General features: G+C 72.0%; 15 protein-coding genes. 13 read left to right on the top strand and 2 right to left on the bottom strand.

Annotated elements, in window-relative coordinates; genetic code table 11:
* Positions 1-379: 379 nt before the first annotated feature.
* Positions 380-2299: a glycosyltransferase family 2 protein gene (locus tag K7472_RS00820; protein ID WP_308013706.1), complete on the top strand. Its 1920-nt coding sequence runs from the start codon at positions 380-382 to the stop codon at positions 2297-2299.
* Positions 2268-4202 carry a radical copper oxidase GlxA gene (gene glxA / locus K7472_RS00815; protein WP_222972971.1) on the top strand — a complete coding sequence of 645 codons (1935 nt, stop codon included), beginning with the start codon at positions 2268-2270 and terminating at the stop codon, positions 4200-4202. The genes K7472_RS00820 and glxA overlap by 32 nt, the downstream gene beginning before the upstream one ends.
* Here glxA and K7472_RS00810 read toward each other — a convergent pair.
* Together K7472_RS00810 and K7472_RS00805 are read right to left on the bottom strand one after the other, a co-directional pair.
* The gene (locus tag K7472_RS00810; RefSeq protein ID WP_222972969.1) at positions 4150-5220 is read right to left on the bottom strand and encodes a glycoside hydrolase family 6 protein; all 1071 of its coding nucleotides are present in this window, start codon (positions 5218-5220) and stop codon (positions 4150-4152) included. The genes glxA and K7472_RS00810 overlap by 53 nt on opposite strands.
* Positions 5221-5499: 279 nt before the next feature.
* Positions 5500-6270 (bottom strand): G1 family glutamic endopeptidase, encoded by a 771-nt coding sequence (locus tag K7472_RS00805; RefSeq protein ID WP_222972967.1) that lies wholly within the window; start codon positions 6268-6270, stop codon positions 5500-5502.
* Positions 6271-6767: 497 nt separating this feature from the next.
* Between K7472_RS00805 and K7472_RS00800 the strand changes: the two genes are divergently transcribed.
* From K7472_RS00800 to hypF, 11 genes are all read left to right on the top strand, one after another.
* Positions 6768-7862 (top strand): NADH-quinone oxidoreductase subunit B family protein, encoded by a 1095-nt coding sequence (locus K7472_RS00800; RefSeq protein WP_222972964.1) that lies wholly within the window; start codon positions 6768-6770, stop codon positions 7860-7862.
* 70 nt (positions 7863-7932) lie between these two features.
* Positions 7933-9714 (top strand): nickel-dependent hydrogenase large subunit, encoded by a 1782-nt coding sequence (locus tag K7472_RS00795; RefSeq protein ID WP_222972962.1) that lies wholly within the window; start codon positions 7933-7935, stop codon positions 9712-9714.
* Positions 9711-10244: a NifU-related iron-sulfur-binding protein gene (locus K7472_RS00790; protein WP_222972959.1), complete on the top strand. Its 534-nt coding sequence runs from the start codon at positions 9711-9713 to the stop codon at positions 10242-10244. Before K7472_RS00795 ends, K7472_RS00790 begins: the two co-directional genes overlap by 4 nt.
* A complete protein-coding gene (locus K7472_RS00785; protein ID WP_222972957.1) occupies positions 10241-10882 on the top strand; it encodes a DUF5947 family protein in 642 nt (213 codons plus the stop codon). The genes K7472_RS00790 and K7472_RS00785 overlap by 4 nt, the downstream gene beginning before the upstream one ends.
* Complete coding sequence (locus K7472_RS00780) at positions 10879-11565, top strand: DUF6084 family protein (protein ID WP_222972955.1); 687 nt, start codon at positions 10879-10881, stop codon at positions 11563-11565. The genes K7472_RS00785 and K7472_RS00780 overlap by 4 nt, the downstream gene beginning before the upstream one ends.
* Complete coding sequence (locus K7472_RS32365; RefSeq protein WP_308013705.1) at positions 11562-13013, top strand: hypothetical protein; 1452 nt, start codon at positions 11562-11564, stop codon at positions 13011-13013. Before K7472_RS00780 ends, K7472_RS32365 begins: the two co-directional genes overlap by 4 nt.
* Positions 13010-13573: a hydrogenase maturation protease gene (locus K7472_RS32360; RefSeq protein WP_308013704.1), complete on the top strand. Its 564-nt coding sequence runs from the start codon at positions 13010-13012 to the stop codon at positions 13571-13573. Before K7472_RS32365 ends, K7472_RS32360 begins: the two co-directional genes overlap by 4 nt.
* An 86-nt stretch (positions 13574-13659) precedes the next feature.
* The gene (locus tag K7472_RS33620; protein WP_372457874.1) at positions 13660-13764 is read left to right on the top strand and encodes a DUF6893 family small protein; all 105 of its coding nucleotides are present in this window, start codon (positions 13660-13662) and stop codon (positions 13762-13764) included.
* 142 nt (positions 13765-13906) lie between these two features.
* Complete coding sequence (hypA, locus tag K7472_RS00770) at positions 13907-14290, top strand: hydrogenase maturation nickel metallochaperone HypA (protein WP_222972953.1); 384 nt, start codon at positions 13907-13909, stop codon at positions 14288-14290.
* A gap of 4 nt (positions 14291-14294) precedes the next feature.
* Positions 14295-15185: a hydrogenase nickel incorporation protein HypB gene (gene hypB, locus K7472_RS00765; RefSeq protein ID WP_222972952.1), complete on the top strand. Its 891-nt coding sequence runs from the start codon at positions 14295-14297 to the stop codon at positions 15183-15185.
* On the top strand, positions 15182-17539 hold the full coding sequence (gene hypF, locus K7472_RS00760) for a carbamoyltransferase HypF (RefSeq protein WP_222972951.1): 2358 nt from the start codon (positions 15182-15184) through the stop codon (positions 17537-17539). Before hypB ends, hypF begins: the two co-directional genes overlap by 4 nt.
* Positions 17540-17546 lie beyond the last annotated feature (7 nt).

Here is a 17546-nt window from a genome sequence, read left to right as displayed (position 1 = left end):
ACGGAGGGAATGCGCTTTCCTGTTCCGATCTTGCGGGTGTCCGTATTCGGTCAACCGTGGACCGGAATTCGGCGCACAGCAATTCCACAGGAAGTTCCGAGTTTTTCCGCGGGGCTTTCCCCGCGGGGCGTGAGTGCCCGGAGTGCCGGGTGGGCCATGGCGCGGCGGAGAAGGGCGAATGGGCGGTCGGCGAACATCCGGAGGGGCCGCCCGCCCGAGTGACACCTATCCGATAGTGCGATGATCCGATGACATACCCCAGTTTCACGCCACGCCGAAGAACGGCGCTGCCCGATGGAGCGGGCAGCATTTGTCACTATGCGATCATGATCTTTACGACTTTTCGGGTATCCGGCCCCATGATCGGCCCGGAGACGCCGTGACGATTTCCCAGGGCAATGACGTGGAGACCACCGCGGTCGCCGCCGTGACCGACCCGACCGCGGTCCGCCCCGCGACGCCGGGGCCACGGACACCCCAACGCGCCCCCCGTGCCGAGCCCGGCTCCCGGCCCGTCACCGGGCCGTACGACTACGAGCGCTTCAGCCGCCTCGCCGGGCCGCTCACCGAGCCCGAGCCCGGCCCCGACGGAATCCACCGGGTGCGCTACCGCGGCCTGCTGGCGACCGGACCGCACCGCAAGCGCACCGCGCTGCTGCTGGCGGCCGCGCCGGTGGTCTCCCTGGTGCTGCTGGTGTGGCTGCTGCTGCCGGAGCACTGGACGCACCAGCGCTACGTGCCGTGGTGGCAGACCACGGCGGACGTGGTGATGCTGGTGTGCATCGGGCTCATCGAGACCTTCCGGCTAGTGACCGTCACCTCCAACGCGCATGCCACGCTGGTCGCCCGCGACCCGGTGCCGGTGGTCCCGCGAACCGGCTCCCGGGTGGCGTTCCTGACCAGCTTCGTCCCCGGCAAGGAACCGCTGGAGATGCTGCGCGCCACCCTCCAGGGCGCGGTGCGGCTGCGGCACGAGGGGCCGCTGGACGTGTGGCTGCTGGACGAGGGGGACGCCGACGAGGTCAAGGAGTTGTGCGAACGGCTGGGGGTGCGGCACTTCTCCCGCAAGGGCGTCGAGAAGTGGAACCGGCCCACCGGCGCCTTCCGGGCCAGGACCAAGCACGGCAACTACAACGCCTGGCTCGACGCGCACGGCGACGACTACGAGTTCATGGCCTGCGTCGACACCGACCACGTGCCGCTGCCGCAGTTCCTCGAGCGCATGCTCGGCTACTTCCGCGACCCCGACGTGGCGTTCGTGGTGGGCCCGCAGGTGTACGGCAACTGCGACACCCCGGTCACCAGGGCGTCGGAGAGCCAGCAGTTCCTCTTCCACGCGCTCATCCAGCGGGCCGGCAACGCCTACCGGGCGCCGATGTTCGTGGGCACCAACAACTGCGTGCGCGTCGACGCGCTGCGCCAGGTCGGCGGGTTGTACGACTCCATCACCGAGGACATGGCCACCGGCCTGGAACTGCACAGCAGCCGCAACCCGGCCACCGGCAACCTGTGGCGCTCGGTCTACACCCCCGACGTGCTGGCGGTCGGCGAGGGCCCCTCGTCCTGGACGGACTTCTTCAACCAGCAGCTGCGCTGGAGCCGGGGCACGTACGAGACGCTGCTGCGGCAGTTCTGGCGCAAGCCGTTCTCCCTCTCCCCCGGACGGCTGCTCAACTACTCGCTGCTGGTGACCTTCTACCCGATGTCGGCCCTCAACTGGATCCTCGGCGGCGTCTCCTGTGCCCTGTTCCTGGGCCTGGGCGCCTCGGGCGTGCAGGTGCCGTCGCAGATCTGGATGATGCTCTACAGCGACGCCGCCGCGCTCCAGATCGGGCTGTACCTGTGGAACCGGCGGCACAACGTCAGCCCGCACGAGCCGGAGGGCTCCTCAGGCGTGGCGGGCATGGTGATGTCGGCGCTGTCCGCACCGCTGTACGCGCGGTCGTTCGTCGGCGCCCTGCTGCGCCGCAAGGCAGGCTTCGTCGTCACCCCCAAGGGGGACTCCGCCAGCCCCGACCGGCTGGCGACCTTCTCCACCCACCTGAGTTGGGCCGCGGTCTTCGGCGGATCGCTACTCGCCTCGGCATTCCTGGACAACACCACGCTCACCATGCGCCTTTGGGCGTCGATGGCCACGCTCATCGCCCTCACCCCGGTCGCCGTCTGGCAGGCCCCGGCCCTGCGGCGGCGCTGGAGCGCACTGTGCGGCGGGTTCGCACGAACCGCCGCACGTCCCACCGAACTCGGCACGGAAAGGGAGGCAACCTGTGAAGTACCGTCCCAGCCCACAGACGCGTAGGACCGCGCTCGGCGCCACCGCGCTGGTCGCGCTGGCCGCGATGAACGGCCCGGCCGCGGTGGGGTTCGCCCGGCATTCGTACCACGAGTACCAGATCAACCAGCCCGCCTACAAAGCCCGTTACGGGCACTGGGACCTGGTGGACGTCCCCAAGCAGTACCGCATCAACTCCATCCACGCCGCGTTGCTCTACACCGGCAAGGTGCTGCTGATCGCGGGCTCCGGCAACGACGAGCGCAACTTCCGGGCGGGCACCTTCCAGAGCGTGCTGTGGGATCCGGTCCGCAACACCTTCAAGATGATCGACACCCCCAAGGACATGTTCTGCGGGGGCCACGCCCAACTGCCGGACGGCAGGCTCCTGGTGGCGGGCGGCACCGCGCGCTACGAGGTGCTCAAGGGCAACGTCAAGCGGGCCGGCGGCGCGATGGTGGTGAAGAACGAGGACCCCGACCGGCCGCGCACCTTCCCCAAGGGCACGATCTTCCGCGGCTCCAACGCCAAGGAGTACGCCTCCCGATTCCCGGTGACCGTCCCCGCGGCGCGCAAGACCGTCACCGGCGGCGGGGCCGACGAGAAGGTCACGGTGACCGCGAGCGCGGCCCGGGTCTACGTCGAGTCGCTTCACGACGGCGTCTCCGGCGTCACCAACACCGCCGACCAGTACCGCATCGTCGGCCTCAAGGGCGCGGACGAGCGCAACCTGTACGGCATGGCCACCAAACTCGGCCTGGACAAGAAGGACTTCCAGGGCTACCGCCAGGCCTACCTGTTCGACCCGAGGACCGAGCGGTACGAGCAGGTCGACTCGATGGCCCTGGCCCGCTGGTACCCCACGCTGGTACAGCTCGCGGACAACCGGGTGATGGCGGTGTCCGGGCTGGACGACATGGGCGAGATCATCCCCGGCAAGAACGAGATCTTCGACCCGAAGACCCTCAAGTGGTCGCCCGGGCCGACCCATTACTTCCCCACCTACCCGGCGCTGTTCCTCACCAAGGGCGGCAACCTCTTCTACTCCGGCTCCAACGCCGGGTACGGTCCCGCGAACCAGGGCCGCGTCCCCGGCGTCTGGAACCCGCGCACCGACGTCTTCACCGCGGTGCCGGGGCTGCGCGACGCGGGTGAGACTGAGACCTCGGCGTCGGTGCTGCTGCCCCCGGCGCAGAAGCAGTCGGTGATGATCATGGGCGGTGGCGGGGTCGGCGAGTCGGCCGACTCCACCGGGCGCACCGCCACCGTCGACCTCGACGACGCGCACCCGCACTTCATGCCGGGCCCGGACCTGCCGCAGGGCACCCGCTACCTCAACGCGGTGATCACACCGGACGACTCGGTCTTCACCACCGGCGGCTCACGCGACTACCGCGGCAAGCACGACTCCGACATCCTGCGGGCGCAGTTCTACCAGCCCTCCACCGACACCTTCGAGAGCGCGGCGGCACCGACGGTGGGCCGCGACTACCACTCGGAGGCGCTGCTGCTGCCGGACGGGCGGATCGCGGTGTTCGGCTCCAACCCGCTGTTCGCGGACAAGGCCGACACCATGGACGGGATCTTCGAGAAGCGCATCGAGATCTACACCCCGCCCTACCTGTACGGCGACCGCGTCCGCCCGAAGCTGGGCGACGGCCCGGTGAACGTCGAACGAGGCGAGACGGTCACGTTCGCCTCGTCCTCCGCCGGCACGGTGAAGGCCGCCCGGCTGATGCGTCCGAGCGCCGTCACCCACGTCACCGACGTGGAGCAGCGGTCGATCGCGCTCGGCCTGACCCGGCACGGCGGCTCGCTGGAGCTGAGCATCCCCGACGACCCCTCCCTGGTGCCGTCCGGGTGGTACATGCTCTTCCTCACGGACTCCCGAGGGACGCCGTCGCAGGCCCGCTGGGTGCACGTGGCGTGACCGGCGTGAACCCCGTCCAGTCCCTGGCGTCGCGGGCCAGACGCAGGGCGTAGTCGGGCCACCACTGGCCCGCGGGTGGACCGCCCCGGCACGATCCGTCGGACTCGCCGGGGCGTTTCACCCACAGGTAGGCGTCCACCTCGCGGTCGCCGGTGGCCACGGTGGGCGGATGACCGAGGGCCCGGTCGGGCGGGTTGCACCAGCCGAGCGCCGCCGCGGGCCCCGCGGCGCGCAGCGGTCCGGTGCCGTTGCGGCTGGTGTCGATGACGAAGTGGGCGCCGCCCAGCAGCTTCGAGAGCCGGTCGCCGTAGCCCTCGGAGGCCTGGGTGGTCTGGAAGTTGGAGACGTTGAGCGCGAATCCGTTCGCCTGTCCCACCCCCGCCTGCCGCAGCGCGTCGGCCAGCCGGGGCAGGTCGGTCACCCAGCCCGCGTTGCCCGCGTCGACGTAGACCGAGGTGTGGGGCAGTGCCTTGAGGGTGCGTACCGCGTCGGACAGCAGCGCGAGGCGGTCGCCGTCGCCGTGGTCCTGCGGGCAGGTCACCAGGTGGGCGACCGCGTCGGGCTCCAGCACCACCCAGGCCGGGCGGTCCTCGATGCCGTCGGCGAGCCGGGCGATCCAGTTCCGGTACGCGGTGGCGTCCGTGGCGCCGCCCGCGGAGTACTGTCCGCAGTCGCGCTGCGGGATGTTGTAGGCCACCAACACCGGGATGCGGCCCGCGAGTCGGGCCTCCAGGGTGACCTCCCGGGCTCTGGGCCCCGGGTCGGACTCGGTCAGCCAGGTCGCGGACGGCTCGTCGGCGATGTCGCGCACCAGGTCGGCCTGCTGGTCCTGGCCGCGCTCCTGCCACAGCGACGCCTGCGCCTCGGCGCGGTTGCCGGGATCGACCCAGAACGGCCAGCCGTCCCCGGGGTCGTTCAGGCCCGGGGGGCCGGCCAGCGGCCCGGAGGCGGCCATCGCCCCGGGCGTCAGGAACACCTGCGCCGCCAGCATTCCGGCGGCGATACAGGCGGACAGCATGTGCCGACGGCTCGTCACCGACACGAGCACTCACCCACCACTCCCTGCGCGACTGCGGCCTGCGGCGGCCCGGTTCCGCTTCCCACTGTCACATGTGACGGCGCGTCAGACACGAGGTGCTGCGCCGTACGGGTGGGCCGGTCGGCGGTACCGGGGACCCCCGCACGGCACGAAGCCGCCGGTCGGCCGTCCGCGTCGATGACACGGACGGGCGACCGGCGGCGACTGCGCCGTTCAGGGGGCGCTGGGGGATCGCCTGGGGATCCGGCGGAGTTCAGGTCAGCTGTGCTTCCAGGTGACCGAGAAGTTCTCGCCGCCGGACAGGGCGGAGGTGGAGGCCTTGGTGGTGCTGCCGGAACCCATGTTGATCTGGTCGGGGCTGAAGTTGCCGATCGGCTGGCCGTTGGCGGTGGCACCGGTGAAGTTGGCGGTGCCGAAGTTCGCCAGCGGCAGCACGCTGGAGCTGGACGGGGCCTCGGCGATGATCTCGGCGGAGGCGTCCTGGGCGGTGGACGACTTCTTGGTGGTGGTCTTGGTCCAGCCCTCGGTGGTGTCGGTGAGCTTGAGGGTGAAGGTGGAGCCGCTGACGCTCACCGTGGAGGTGAAGTGGTCGCCCGGGCGCACGGTGTTGCTGTAGTTCACCGGGTAGGCCGGGTACATCTCGTACCAGGAGTAGTACTGCGGCTGACCGCCCGAGCAGTCCGCCTCGGTGCCGGTCTGCTCGACCGAGTCGCTGCCGTCGCCGTCGATGCCGATCCAGAACGACGAGTACGTGGTCTGGCTGCTGCACTTGACGGTGGGCTGGACCCAGCTCGCCGAGACGCTGGTGAACGTGGATCCGGTCGCCGAGTACCCGGCCCAGTTGGAGCTGGTGCTGTGGGTGATTCTGCCGTCGGGGGCGACGATCCGGTGGGCACTGATGGGGGCCAGCCGGAAGGCGTGGGACGATGCCGTCACCGCGGTGGGGGCGACCGCGAAGGCCGATCCCATGGCGGCCGCCACGGCGGCCGTAGCGGCGGTCAGGACGGTGATGCGGGACGTTGCCGACATGCTGCTCCTTCATCGCGGGGTAGTGCGCGGAACAGGTAGGCCGGTTCGGACGCGTTCAGCGCCGAACCCTCCCAGTTTTTGACAGCGTGCAGACAATCACACGGACGGCCGCGACCGCCTCGCCCGAAGGGCAAAGCATCCGTCAAATCACGTGCGGACATGGGAAGTTGTGTGGCTTTCAGGCGGTTGGCGACCTCTCACAGGTGACGCACATCCGGATATCGGGCACTCGGCCCGGATCCGGCGCCCGGACGCAAGAGGGCCGATCCGGACAGCGCGACGCGATCCGGCCACGGCCCGAAACGGCCCTCCGCCCCACACGGAAGGCGTCACACACGGTGACCGCGAACCCGACCGGGCGACCGGAATCCACCGCATTGGCGGTATCTGACACCGCGTTCCGGCGCGCCCCCGGGTAGGAAGGCAGGGACAGCCCGTTATGTGGCTTTCGTCGCATGTCCGACCCAAGTCGCATGTCCGACCAAGGAGACGTCCTGATGGGTGCTGACCCCTCCGCCGCCAGCGCGGCGACCACGTCCGGCGCGGCGGACACCGACGACGCCGCCGAAGCCCCGATCCACATCCTCTGGATCAACGCGGGCCTCAGCTGCGACGGCGACTCGGTGTCGCTGACCGCGGCGACCCAGCCCAGCATCGAGGAGATCGCCCTGCGCGCCCTCCCGGGCCTGCCCAAGATCGCGGTGCACTGGCCGCTGATCGACTTCGAGTGCGGCCCGGTACAGGGGGCGGACAACTTCGTCGAGTGGTTCTTCAAGGCCGACCGCGGCGAGCTCGAACCGTTCGTCCTGGTCGTCGAGGGCTCCATCCCCAACGAGTCCATCAAGCCGGAGGGCTACTGGTGCGGCTTCGGTGACAACCCGGCGACCGGCCAGCCGATGACCACCAGTGAGTGGATCGACCGGCTCGCTCCCAAGGCCCTGGCAGTCGTGGCGATCGGCACCTGCGCCACGTACGGCGGCATCCACGCCATGGAGGGCAATCCCACCGGTGCCATGGGGGTGCCGGACTACCTCGGCTGGGAGTGGAAGTCCAAGGCGGGCATTCCCATCGTGTGCGTCCCCGGCTGTCCCATCCAGCCCGACAACTTCGCCGAGACGCTGACCTACCTGCTCTACCAGGCGGCAGGCTCCGCCCCGATGATCCCGCTGGACGACAAGCTGCGGCCGACCTGGCTGTTCGGCGCCACCGTCCACGAGGGCTGCGACCGGGCGGGCTACTACGAGCAGGGCCAGTTCGCCACCACCTACGACTCCCCCAAGTGCCTGGTGAAGCTGGGCTGCTGGGGCCCGGTGGTCAAGTGCAACGTGCCCAAGCGCGGCTGGATGGACGGCATCGGCGGCTGCCCCAACGTCGGCGGCATCTGCATCGCCTGCACGATGCCCGGCTTCCCCGACAAGTTCATGCCGTTCATGGACGAGCCGCCCGGCGGCAAGGTCTCCAGCACCGCCAGCGGGGTGTACGGCGCGGCCGTGCGCAGGCTGCGTTCCATCACCGCGAAGACGGTCGACAAGGAGCCCAAGTGGCGCCACACCGGCCGCGAACTGACCACGGGCTACAGCAGGCCCTGGTGATCAACGGCCGGCTCGGCACCCGCCGGACCGACCCCTCCCCGACGGACGACGAAGGGCAACGGCACACACGATGGCACCCGCGACGAAGGCCGGCGACGGCAGCGGCCTGATGGAGATGTCCTGGGACCCGATCACCCGGATCGTGGGCAGCCTGGGCATCCACACGAAGATCGATTTCAAGCAGAAGCGGGTCGCGGAGTGCTACAGCACCTCCTCCGTCTTCCGCGGCTACAGCGTCTTCATGCGGGGCAAGGACCCGCGTGACGCGCACTTCATCACCAGCCGCATCTGCGGCATCTGCGGCGACAACCACGCCACCTGCTCGGTGTACGCGCAGAACATGGCGTACGGCGTCAAGCCGCCGCACCTCGGTGAGTGGATCATCAACCTCGGCGAGTCGGCCGAGTACATGTTCGACCACAACATCTTCCAGGAGAACCTGGTCGGGGTCGACTACTGCGAGAAGATGGTCCGCGAGACCAACCCGGGGGTGCTGGAGCTCGCCGAGCGCACCGAGGCGCCGCACGCCGGCGACCACGGCTACCGCACCATCGCCGACATCATGCGCTCGCTCAACCCGCTGGAGGGCGAGTTCTACCGGGAGGCGCTCCAGGTCAGCCGCTACACCCGGGAGATGTTCTGCCTGATGGAGGGCCGCCACGTGCACCCCTCCACCCTCTACGCGGGCGGCGTCGGCACCGTCGCGTCGGTGCAGTTGTTCACCGACTACCTCAGCCGCCTGATGCGCTACGTGGAGTTCATGAAGCGCGTCGTGCCGCTCCACGACGACCTGTTCGACTTCTTCTACGAGGCGCTGCCCGGCTACGAGGAGGTCGGCCGCCGCCGGATCCTGCTGGGCTGCTGGGGCGCGCTCAACGACCCGGACGCGTGCGACTTCACGTACCGCAACATGACGGACTGGGGACGGAAGATGTTCGTCACCCCGGGCGTCATCGTGGACGGCAAGCTGGTCACCAACGACCTGACGCGCATCAACCTGGGCATCCGCATCCTGCTGGGCAGCTCGTACTACCAGGACTGGGAGGGCCAGGAGCAGTTCGTCACCCACGACCCGCTCGGCAACCCGGTCGACCCTCGCCACCCGTGGAACCAGCACACCATCCCGCAGCCGCAGAAGCGCGACTTCGACGACAAGTACAGCTGGGTGATGTCGCCGCGCTGGTTCGACGGCACCGACCACCTCGCGCTCGACACCGGCGGCGGCCCGATCGCCCGGCTGTGGTCCACCGCCCTGTCCGGCCTGGTGGACTGCGGCTACGTCAAGGCCACCGGGCACAGCGTCGTGATCAACCTGCCGCGTTCGCTCACCAAGCCGGAGACCACCTTCGAGTGGAAGATCCCGAAGTGGAGCAACGCGCTGGAGCGCAACCGCGCCCGCACCTACTTCCAGGCGTACTCGGCCGCGGTCGCCCTGCACTTCGCCGAGAAGGCGCTGGAGGAGGTGCGCGCCGGACGCACCCAGACCTGGGAGAAGTTCGAGGTCCCGGACGAGTCCATCGGCTGCGGCTTCACCGAGGCGGTGCGCGGTGTGCTCTCGCACCACATGGTGATCCGCGACGGCAAGATCGCCAACTACCACCCGTACCCGCCGACCCCGTGGAACGCGAGCGTGCGCGACTCCTACGGCACGCCGGGCCCCTACGAGGACGCGGTGCAGAACACCCCGATCTTCGAGGAGAACTCCCCGGAGAACTTCAAGGGCATCGACATCATGCGCGCCGTGCGCAGCTTCGACCCCTGTCTGCCGTGCGGTGTGCACATGTACGTCGGTGGTGGCAAGACGCTGGAGAAGCTGCACGTGCCCACCGGCCTGAGCGGAATGGCGGGATGAGCGCCCAGGAGACCGGACGCCGTGTGGAGGAGGTCCTCGACCGGCTCGCGGAGCTGGGCCGGCCGGAGGCGAGCGAGGCGGCCGAGGAACTCGTCCGGGTGCTGATGGAGTTCTACGGCGCGGGGCTGGCCCGCATCGTGGCGCTGCTGTCGTCGGCACCCGGCGGCAGCCTGGACCCGCTGCTGGGCGACGAGGTGGCGGCCGGGCTGCTGGTCCTGCACGACCTGCACCCGGAGGACACCGCCGCCCGCGTCGACCGGGCGCTGGCCGCGGCGGACGCCGGATCGCTGGTCGTCGAGGAGTTCGACCAGACCACCGGCACGCTGCGGCTGTCCGGGCCCGCGGGCGGCGGCTGCGGCTGCGGAGGCACCGCGGACGACACGCGCGAACACGTTGAGGCGGCACTTTCCTGCTTCGCCCCCGAGGTGGTCACCGTCGAACTCGCGCAGGCCGAGGCGGCGCCCGCCGAACCGGTGCTGCTCCAGATCGGCACCCGCCCGTCCGGGACCGCGTCCGCGGGGGTGCGGTGAGCGCGCCGCCGTCCACCGCACGCCGGGGCCTGCGCCGCTTCACCGGGCCCCGGCCGCCGCGTGTCGAACGCTGCGAACTGTGCGCGGTACAACTCCCCGAGGAGCACCGGCACTTGGTGGACGTCGAGCAGCGGACGCTGGCCTGCTCCTGCACCGCCTGCACGTTGCTCTTCGACCGGCCCGGCGCGGGAGGCCGGTTCCGCGTGGTGCCGACGAGGCGGCTCACCGACTCGTCGGTGGCGCTGGACGCCGCCGCCTGGGAGGCGCTGCGCGTCCCGGTGGGCATGGCGTTCTTCCTGCGCAACTCGCGGCTGGACCGGCTCGTGGTGCTCTACCCGAGCCCGGCCGGTGCCACGGAGAGCGACCACGAGCCCTCCGCCCTCGACGCCGTGCTGGGCGGCAGCCCGCTCGCCGGGATGCTCCTGCCGGACGTCGAGGCGCTGCTGGTGCGGCGCGACGGCGAACGCGGTGAGTGCTACCTGGTGCCCGTCGACACCGCCTACGAACTGGTGGGCCGGATGCGGCTGCACTGGCAGGGCTTCGACGGCGGATCGCGTGCCCGCACCGAACTGGACGCGTTCTTCGCCGAGTTGGCCACGCGGGCGACCGACGTGGCGGGGCAGGACGTGGCCGGGTGAGCGAACTGTCCTTCTCCTGCGAGGGCGTGACCGCCGATCCGTACGCGGCCGGGCCCACCCTGGTGTTCCGGCTGCGGATCACCGCCACCGGGGACGAGCGGGTGCACGCGCTCGCGTTGCGCTGCCAGATCCGCATCGAGCCCGCGCTGCGCGGCTACGAACCGGCCGAGGCGGACCGTCTCGGCGACCTGTTCGGGGAGCGCTCCCGATGGGGTTCGACGCTGCACCCGATGCGGTTCGCCCAGGCGTCCGTGGTGGTGCCGGGCTTCACCGGTGCCACCGAGGTCGACCTGCCGGTGCCGTGCACGTACGACATGGACATCGCCTCGACGCGCTACTTCGACGCGCTCACCGACGGCGAGGTGCCGCTGCTGCTGCTCTTCTCCGGCACCGCGTTCCGGGGCCCAGGCGGCTTCCAGGTGGAGCCGGTGCCGTGGGACAAGGAGGCCGCGTACCGGATGCCGGTCGCCGTGTGGCGGGAGATGGTCGAGCAGCACTTCCCGGGCTGCGGGTGGCTGCGGCTGCCGCGCCGGACGATGGACGCGCTGCTGGCCTACCGCTCGCGGCACGCGCTGCCGTCCTGGGAGGCGACCGTCGAGGCGCTGCTCGCGGAGCACGGACGCCCGCCGGTCTCCACGTTGTTCGGCACATCCCGCCCACTCGCCAGGGAGAGGACACCGTGACCACGACCACCCCCTCCGCCACCGGCGCCGACCGGACACCGGACGACAGGTTCGGCACGGCGCGCAAGGTGGCGGACGCCGTGCTCTTCGAGGGGTACGTGCTGTACCCGTACCGCGCCTCCGCCGCGAAGAACCGGATGCGCTGGCAGTTCGGCGTGCTGGTGCCGCCCGAGTGGGACCACGGCAGCGGCGAGTACAGCGTGCAGCGCACCGAGTGCCTGATGGAGCCGCGACGCGGCGCCACCCTCCACGTCGAGCTGCGCTTCCTGCACGCGCAGCGGCGCAGCGTCCAACAGGCCCGCGAAGGCGGCGAGTTCGAGACCGTGGAGCGGCTGGAGCTGCCGCGGCGGGTGCTGGTCCCCTGGGACGAGGGGATCGAGGAGCGCGTGCCGCTCAGCGTGGACGTCGCCGAACTGCTGGACGGCGGCGCGGTGCTGCCGTTCTCCCGGGCCGCGCAGACCGGCACCGAGTCGCTGACGGACGACGCGGGCCGCGAGACCGGACGGCTGCTGCGCAGGCGTGAGCGGCTCGACGGTGAACTGCGGCTCACCGCAGCGGAGTTGCCCGGCCCGTACAGCGTGGTGCGGCTGACCGCGGAGGTGGTCAACACCAGCGGCTGGACCCCGGAGCCCGGCGGTCCGGCGGACCGCGACGCCGCCCTGCCGCACGCGCTGATCTCCACGCACCTGATGCTGGGGCTCACCGCGGGCACGTTCGTGTCGATGACCGACCCGCCGCAGTGGGCCGCAGCCGCGGTCGCCGAGTGCCGCAACGAGCACACCTGGCCGGTGCTGGCCGGTGACGACGGCCGTGACGACGTGGTGCTCTCCTCCCCGATCATCCTGGAGGACCACCCGCACATCGCCCCCGAGAGCCCCGGCGCGCTCTACGACGCCACCGAGATCGACGAGATCCTGGCGCTGCGCACGGCGACGCTGACGGAGGAGGAGAAGCGGGAGGCGCGCGGCACCGACGAGCGCGCCGCGGCGGCGGTCGACCTGGCCGAGTCCCTCCCGGCCGAGGTGATGGAGCGGCTGCACGGGGCGGTACGCGGACTGCGCGAGGTGACCGGCGGGGCCGCGGCGGACGACGGGTTCGGTCCCGCGCCGGTCGGCACCGACCTGCCGTGGTGGGATCCGGCGGCCGACGCGGGCTTCGACCCGGACAGCGACCACGTGGTGATCGACGGCGTGCGCGTCGCGGCCGGCGCCCGCGTCGAACTGCGGCCGGGCGCGCGGCGCACCGACGCCCAGGACCTCTTCCTGCGCGGCCGGACGGCCACCGTGGAGGCCGTCCTGCACGACGTGGACGGCCTGGTGCACCTCGCGGTGACCGTGGACGGCGACCCCGGCGCGCAACTGCGGCGCGAGCAGGGCCGGTTCCTGTACTTCCAGCCCGACGAGGTGGTCCCGCTCGACGGCGGGACGCCGCCGGGGGCGCCGTCGTGACGACCTCCGCTCACCACCCCACGGGCGCGGCGCCGCGCGGACGCACCCTCGTCGCCGGGATCGGCAACGTCTTCCTCGGCGACGACGGCTTCGGCGTCGAGACCGCCCGCAGGCTCGCCGGGCTGCCGCTGCCGGAGGGCGTCGAGGTGGTCGACGTCGGGGTGCGCGGGGTGCATCTGGCGTACCAGCTCCTCGACGGCTACGACACCGTCGTGCTGATCGACGCCACCGCGCGCGGCGGCACGCCCGGCACCGTCTACCTCATCGAGCCCGACACCGCCCGGGGTGCCGTCGCGGGCGGCGTCCAGGTCGACGGGCACCACATGTCGCCGGACGCCGTCCTGGCCCTGCTGGACACCCTGACGGCGAGCGCGGGCGGCAGCAGGCCGCGCCGGGTGCTGGTGGTGGGCTGCGAACCGGAGCGCGTGGCGGAGGAGATGGGCCTGAGCGCGCCGGTGGAGGCCGCCGTGGACGAGGCCGTACGGCTGGTGCTGCGGCTGCTGCGCGAGGAGACCGCGGTCTCCGGCGCACCGGCCGGCGCGGCGGCGCCCGGGCCCTGAGGCCCCGCGCCGGCCGAACAAGGCATCCCGTGCCACGACCCAGGACCGCACACACGAGACCGACTTACCGGAGGGAGGATCCGACGATGTGGAAGTACCTGGTCGCGGCGGCAGCCGCGGCGGGCATCGGCTGCGTGGTGGCCGTCAACATGCCCGACCTCAAGCGCTACCTGCGCATCCGTTCCATGTGACGTGACGGTCCGCCGGACGGCAGGGACCGAACGGCGGACAGCCGCGCGTGCGGCGGCGTGGCGGAGCGCCCGCCGCCGCACCGGGCCCTGTAATGACACGCACGCGTTCCCCGCCGGGAGCCGCACCGTCAGGAAGTGACCGATGCACGAGATGTCCATCGCAGTGGCCGTGGTGGGCCAGGTCGAAGAGGCGGCGCGCCGCGACGGCACCCGCTCGGTCGACTCGGTACGGCTGGCGGTGGGCGAACTCGCCGGAGTCGTCCCCGACGCGCTGCGCTTCTGCTTCGGGCTGGCCTGCCAGGGCACCGTGCTCGACGGCGCCGAGCTGGTGGTCGAGCCCGTCGTCGCGCGGGCCCGCTGCGGCTCCTGCGCCCACACGTGGGACACCGGCGTACCGCCGCACCTGTGCTGTCCGCGCTGCGAGGCGGCCACCGCCGAGCTGCTGTCCGGGCGCGAGTTGCGGATCGAGAGCGTGCGCTGCTGCTCCGATCACCCGGTTTCCGTGACCGCTCACGAGGAGGGCTGAGGCCATGTGCCGCGTCGTCGATCTCCAGCAGGCCGTGCTGGCCAAGAACCAGGACAGTGCGACCGCCCTGCGCGAGGACCTGCTCGCCCGCGGGACCGCCGTGGTCAACCTGCTCTCCAGTCCCGGCAGCGGCAAGACCGCGCTGCTGGAGGCGGAACTGACCGAGGCGCGGCGCCGCGCGATCCCGGTGGCCGCGCTCACCGCCGACCTGGCCACCGAGAACGACGCCCGGCGGCTGGCCCGTTCCGGTGCGCCGGTGCGGCAGGTGCTCACCGACGGTCTGTGCCACCTGGAGGCGGACATGCTCCGGGCGCACGTCGACGCGTGGCTGCCGGCCCCCTCCCGTCTGCTGTTCGTGGAGAACGTCGGCAACCTCGTGTGCCCCGCCTCCTACGATCTGGGCGAGTCGCTGCGGGTCGTGCTGGCGTCGGTGACCGAGGGCGAGGACAAACCGCTCAAGTACCCGACCGCGTTCGGCCTGGCCCAGCTGGTGATCATCACCAAGCAGGACATCGCCGAGGCCGTGGGATTCGACGAAGCCGCCTTCCTCGCCAACGTCCGCCAGGTCAACCCGGGCGTCGAGGTGCTGCACACCTCCGCGCGGCGCGGTGAGGGCGTCGGCCTGCTGCTGGACCGCGCCCTGGCCGTACGCGACGGCGACCCGGCGCACCGGCCGGTGATGGCCCGTCAGGCGGAGCACGGTCACACGCACTCCCACTCACACGGCCCCGGGCACTCGCACGGTCCCGCGCACTCCCACGGTCCCGCGCACTCCCACGGTCCCGCGCATGCACACGGCCCCGGGCACTCGCACGAGCACGACGACCACGCCCACCCCCACGACCACGCGGGCCACCCGCACGCGCACACGCCGCCCTCCCCCACGGCCTCATGACCGTAGAGCAGGACACCGCCCCCGCCCTTCAGCGGCGGCGGGTCGTGGTGCGGGGCGTGGTACAGGGCGTGGGATTCCGGCCGTTCGTCCACGCGCTCGCCACCGCTCTCGGGGTCAGCGGCCACGTCACCAACACCACCGAGGGCGTGGTCGCCGAGATCGAGGGCGATCCCGGCCGGATCGCGGACTTCCTGGAGCGGGTCCGGCGCGAGGCGCCGCCGCTGGCGGTCGTGGAGTCCGTGAGCCACGAACCGCTGCCGCCGCTGGGCGACACCGGGTTCGCCATCACACCGTCCCGGCCGGGCGTCGGCGACCGCACGCTGGTCTCGCCGGACACCGCCACGTGTGACGCGTGCCTCGCCGAGATGCGCGACCCCGCCGACCGGCGCCACCGCCATCCGTTCATCACGTGCACGCACTGCGGTCCGCGCTTCACCATCGTGCGCTCGCTGCCGTACGACCGCGCCAACACCACGATGGCCCGGTTCCCCATGTGCCCGCGGTGCGCGCGCGAGTACGAGGACCCGGCGGACCGCAGGTTCCACGCGCAGCCCGTCGCGTGCCACGACTGCGGACCCCGGCTGGAGTTGCTCGTGCCGCTCGGTGGCGGCGTGCCGGGGACGCGCTCGCGCCCCGAGCCGCTCACCAGGGCGCGGCGGTTGCTCGCGGACGGCGCGATCGTGGCCGTCAAGGGGCTCGGCGGCTACCACCTGGCGTGCGACGCGGCCAACCCGGAGGCGGTACGACTGCTGCGGCGGCGCAAGGACCGCGGTGACAAGCCGTTCGCGGTGATGGCACGGGGCCTGGCGGTGGCCGAGGCGCTGGCGCACGTCGGGGAGCGGGAACGCGAACTGCTCACCGGTATCAGGCGCCCGATCGTGCTGATGCGCCGCCGGGAGGACGCCGCTCCCCACGCGGTGGCCGACGAGGTGGCGCCCGGCTGCCCCGATCTCGGGGTGATGCTGCCGTACACGCCCGTCCACCACCTGCTGTTCGGGCTTCCCGGTGACCCGCCGGGGCCCGGGGTGCTGGTGATGACGAGCGGCAACCGCGGCGGCGAGCCGATCGTGACCGACGACGCCGAGGCGGTGACGCGCCTCGCCGGGCTGGCCGACGCCTGGCTGACCCACGACCGCCCGATCCACGTGCCGTGCGACGACTCGGTGGTGCGGGTGTGCGACGACGAGGAGCTGTTGGTGCGCCGCTCGCGCGGGTACGCGCCGCTGCCGATCGCGCTGCCGGTCCCGGTGGCTCCGGCGCTCGCGGTGGGCGGCGACCTCAAGAACGTCTTCTGCGTGGGATCGGGGCGGCGCGCGTGGCTGTCGGCGCACGTCGGTGACATGGACGATCTGGCCACGCTGACCGCGTTCGGCACCGCCGCACGGCAGTTGGAGGACATCACCGGGGTGCGGCCCGGGCTGCTCGCGGCCGACCGGCATCCCGGCTACCGTTCGGCCCGCTGGGCGGAGCGGGAGGCGGCCGACCGGCCGGTGCGCCGCGTTCAGCACCATCACGCGCACGTCGCCGCCGTCATGGCGGAACACGGTCTGGACCTCGGCGACCGGGTGATCGGTGTCGCCATGGACGGCACGGGCTACGGCACCGACGGCGCGGTGTGGGGCGGGGAGTTCCTGCTCGCCGGCTACGACGGCTTCGACCGCTTCGCGCACCTGGCCTACGTGCCGCTGCCCGGCGGCGACGTGAGCGTGCGTCGCCCGTACCGGATGGCGCTGGCCCATCTGTACGCGGCGGGCCTGCCGTGGGATCGGGTCCTGCCCTGCGTCGCCGCCTGCCCGGAGGACGAACGCGCCGTGTTGGCCCGGCAGTTGGAGCGCGGACTGCACTGCGCGCCGACCTCCAGCATGGGCCGCCTGTTCGACGCGGTCTCCTCGCTCGCGGGCGTCTGCCAGCTCGCCGGTTTCGAGGCGCAGGCGGCGGTGGCGCTGGAGGCGGCGGCCCGGCGCTGCGGCGAGCGGGTGGACGGCTACCGCTTCGGCCTGCCGGAGCCGGGCGCGGGTCCGGTCGCCGTCGATCCGGGGCCGGTGCTCGCCGAAGCGGCCGCGGACGTGGCGGGCGGGGTGGCGCCGGAGGTGATCGCGGCGCGGTTCCACGCCGGGGTGGTCGGCATGGTGCGGTCGGTGTGCGCGGCGGCGCGGGAACGGCACGGACTGGAGACGGTGGCCCTCAGCGGCGGTGTGTTCTGTAACGCGCTGCTGACCGAGGGCTGCGCAGGGGGGCTGCGGGACGACGGGTTCACGGTGTTGCGGCACCGCCTCGTCCCGCCCAACGACGGGGGGCTGGCGCTCGGCCAGCTGGTGGTCGCGGCCCATGGGTCCGCGGTCGCGACCGGGTGACATCCGT

The organism is Streptantibioticus parmotrematis (assembly GCF_019890615.1).
GTDB classification, from domain to species: Bacteria; Actinomycetota; Actinomycetes; order Streptomycetales; family Streptomycetaceae; genus Streptantibioticus_D; species Streptantibioticus_D parmotrematis.
The sequence above is the reverse complement of the archived record's forward strand: the minus strand, read 5'-3'. Positions and strand labels throughout refer to the sequence as shown.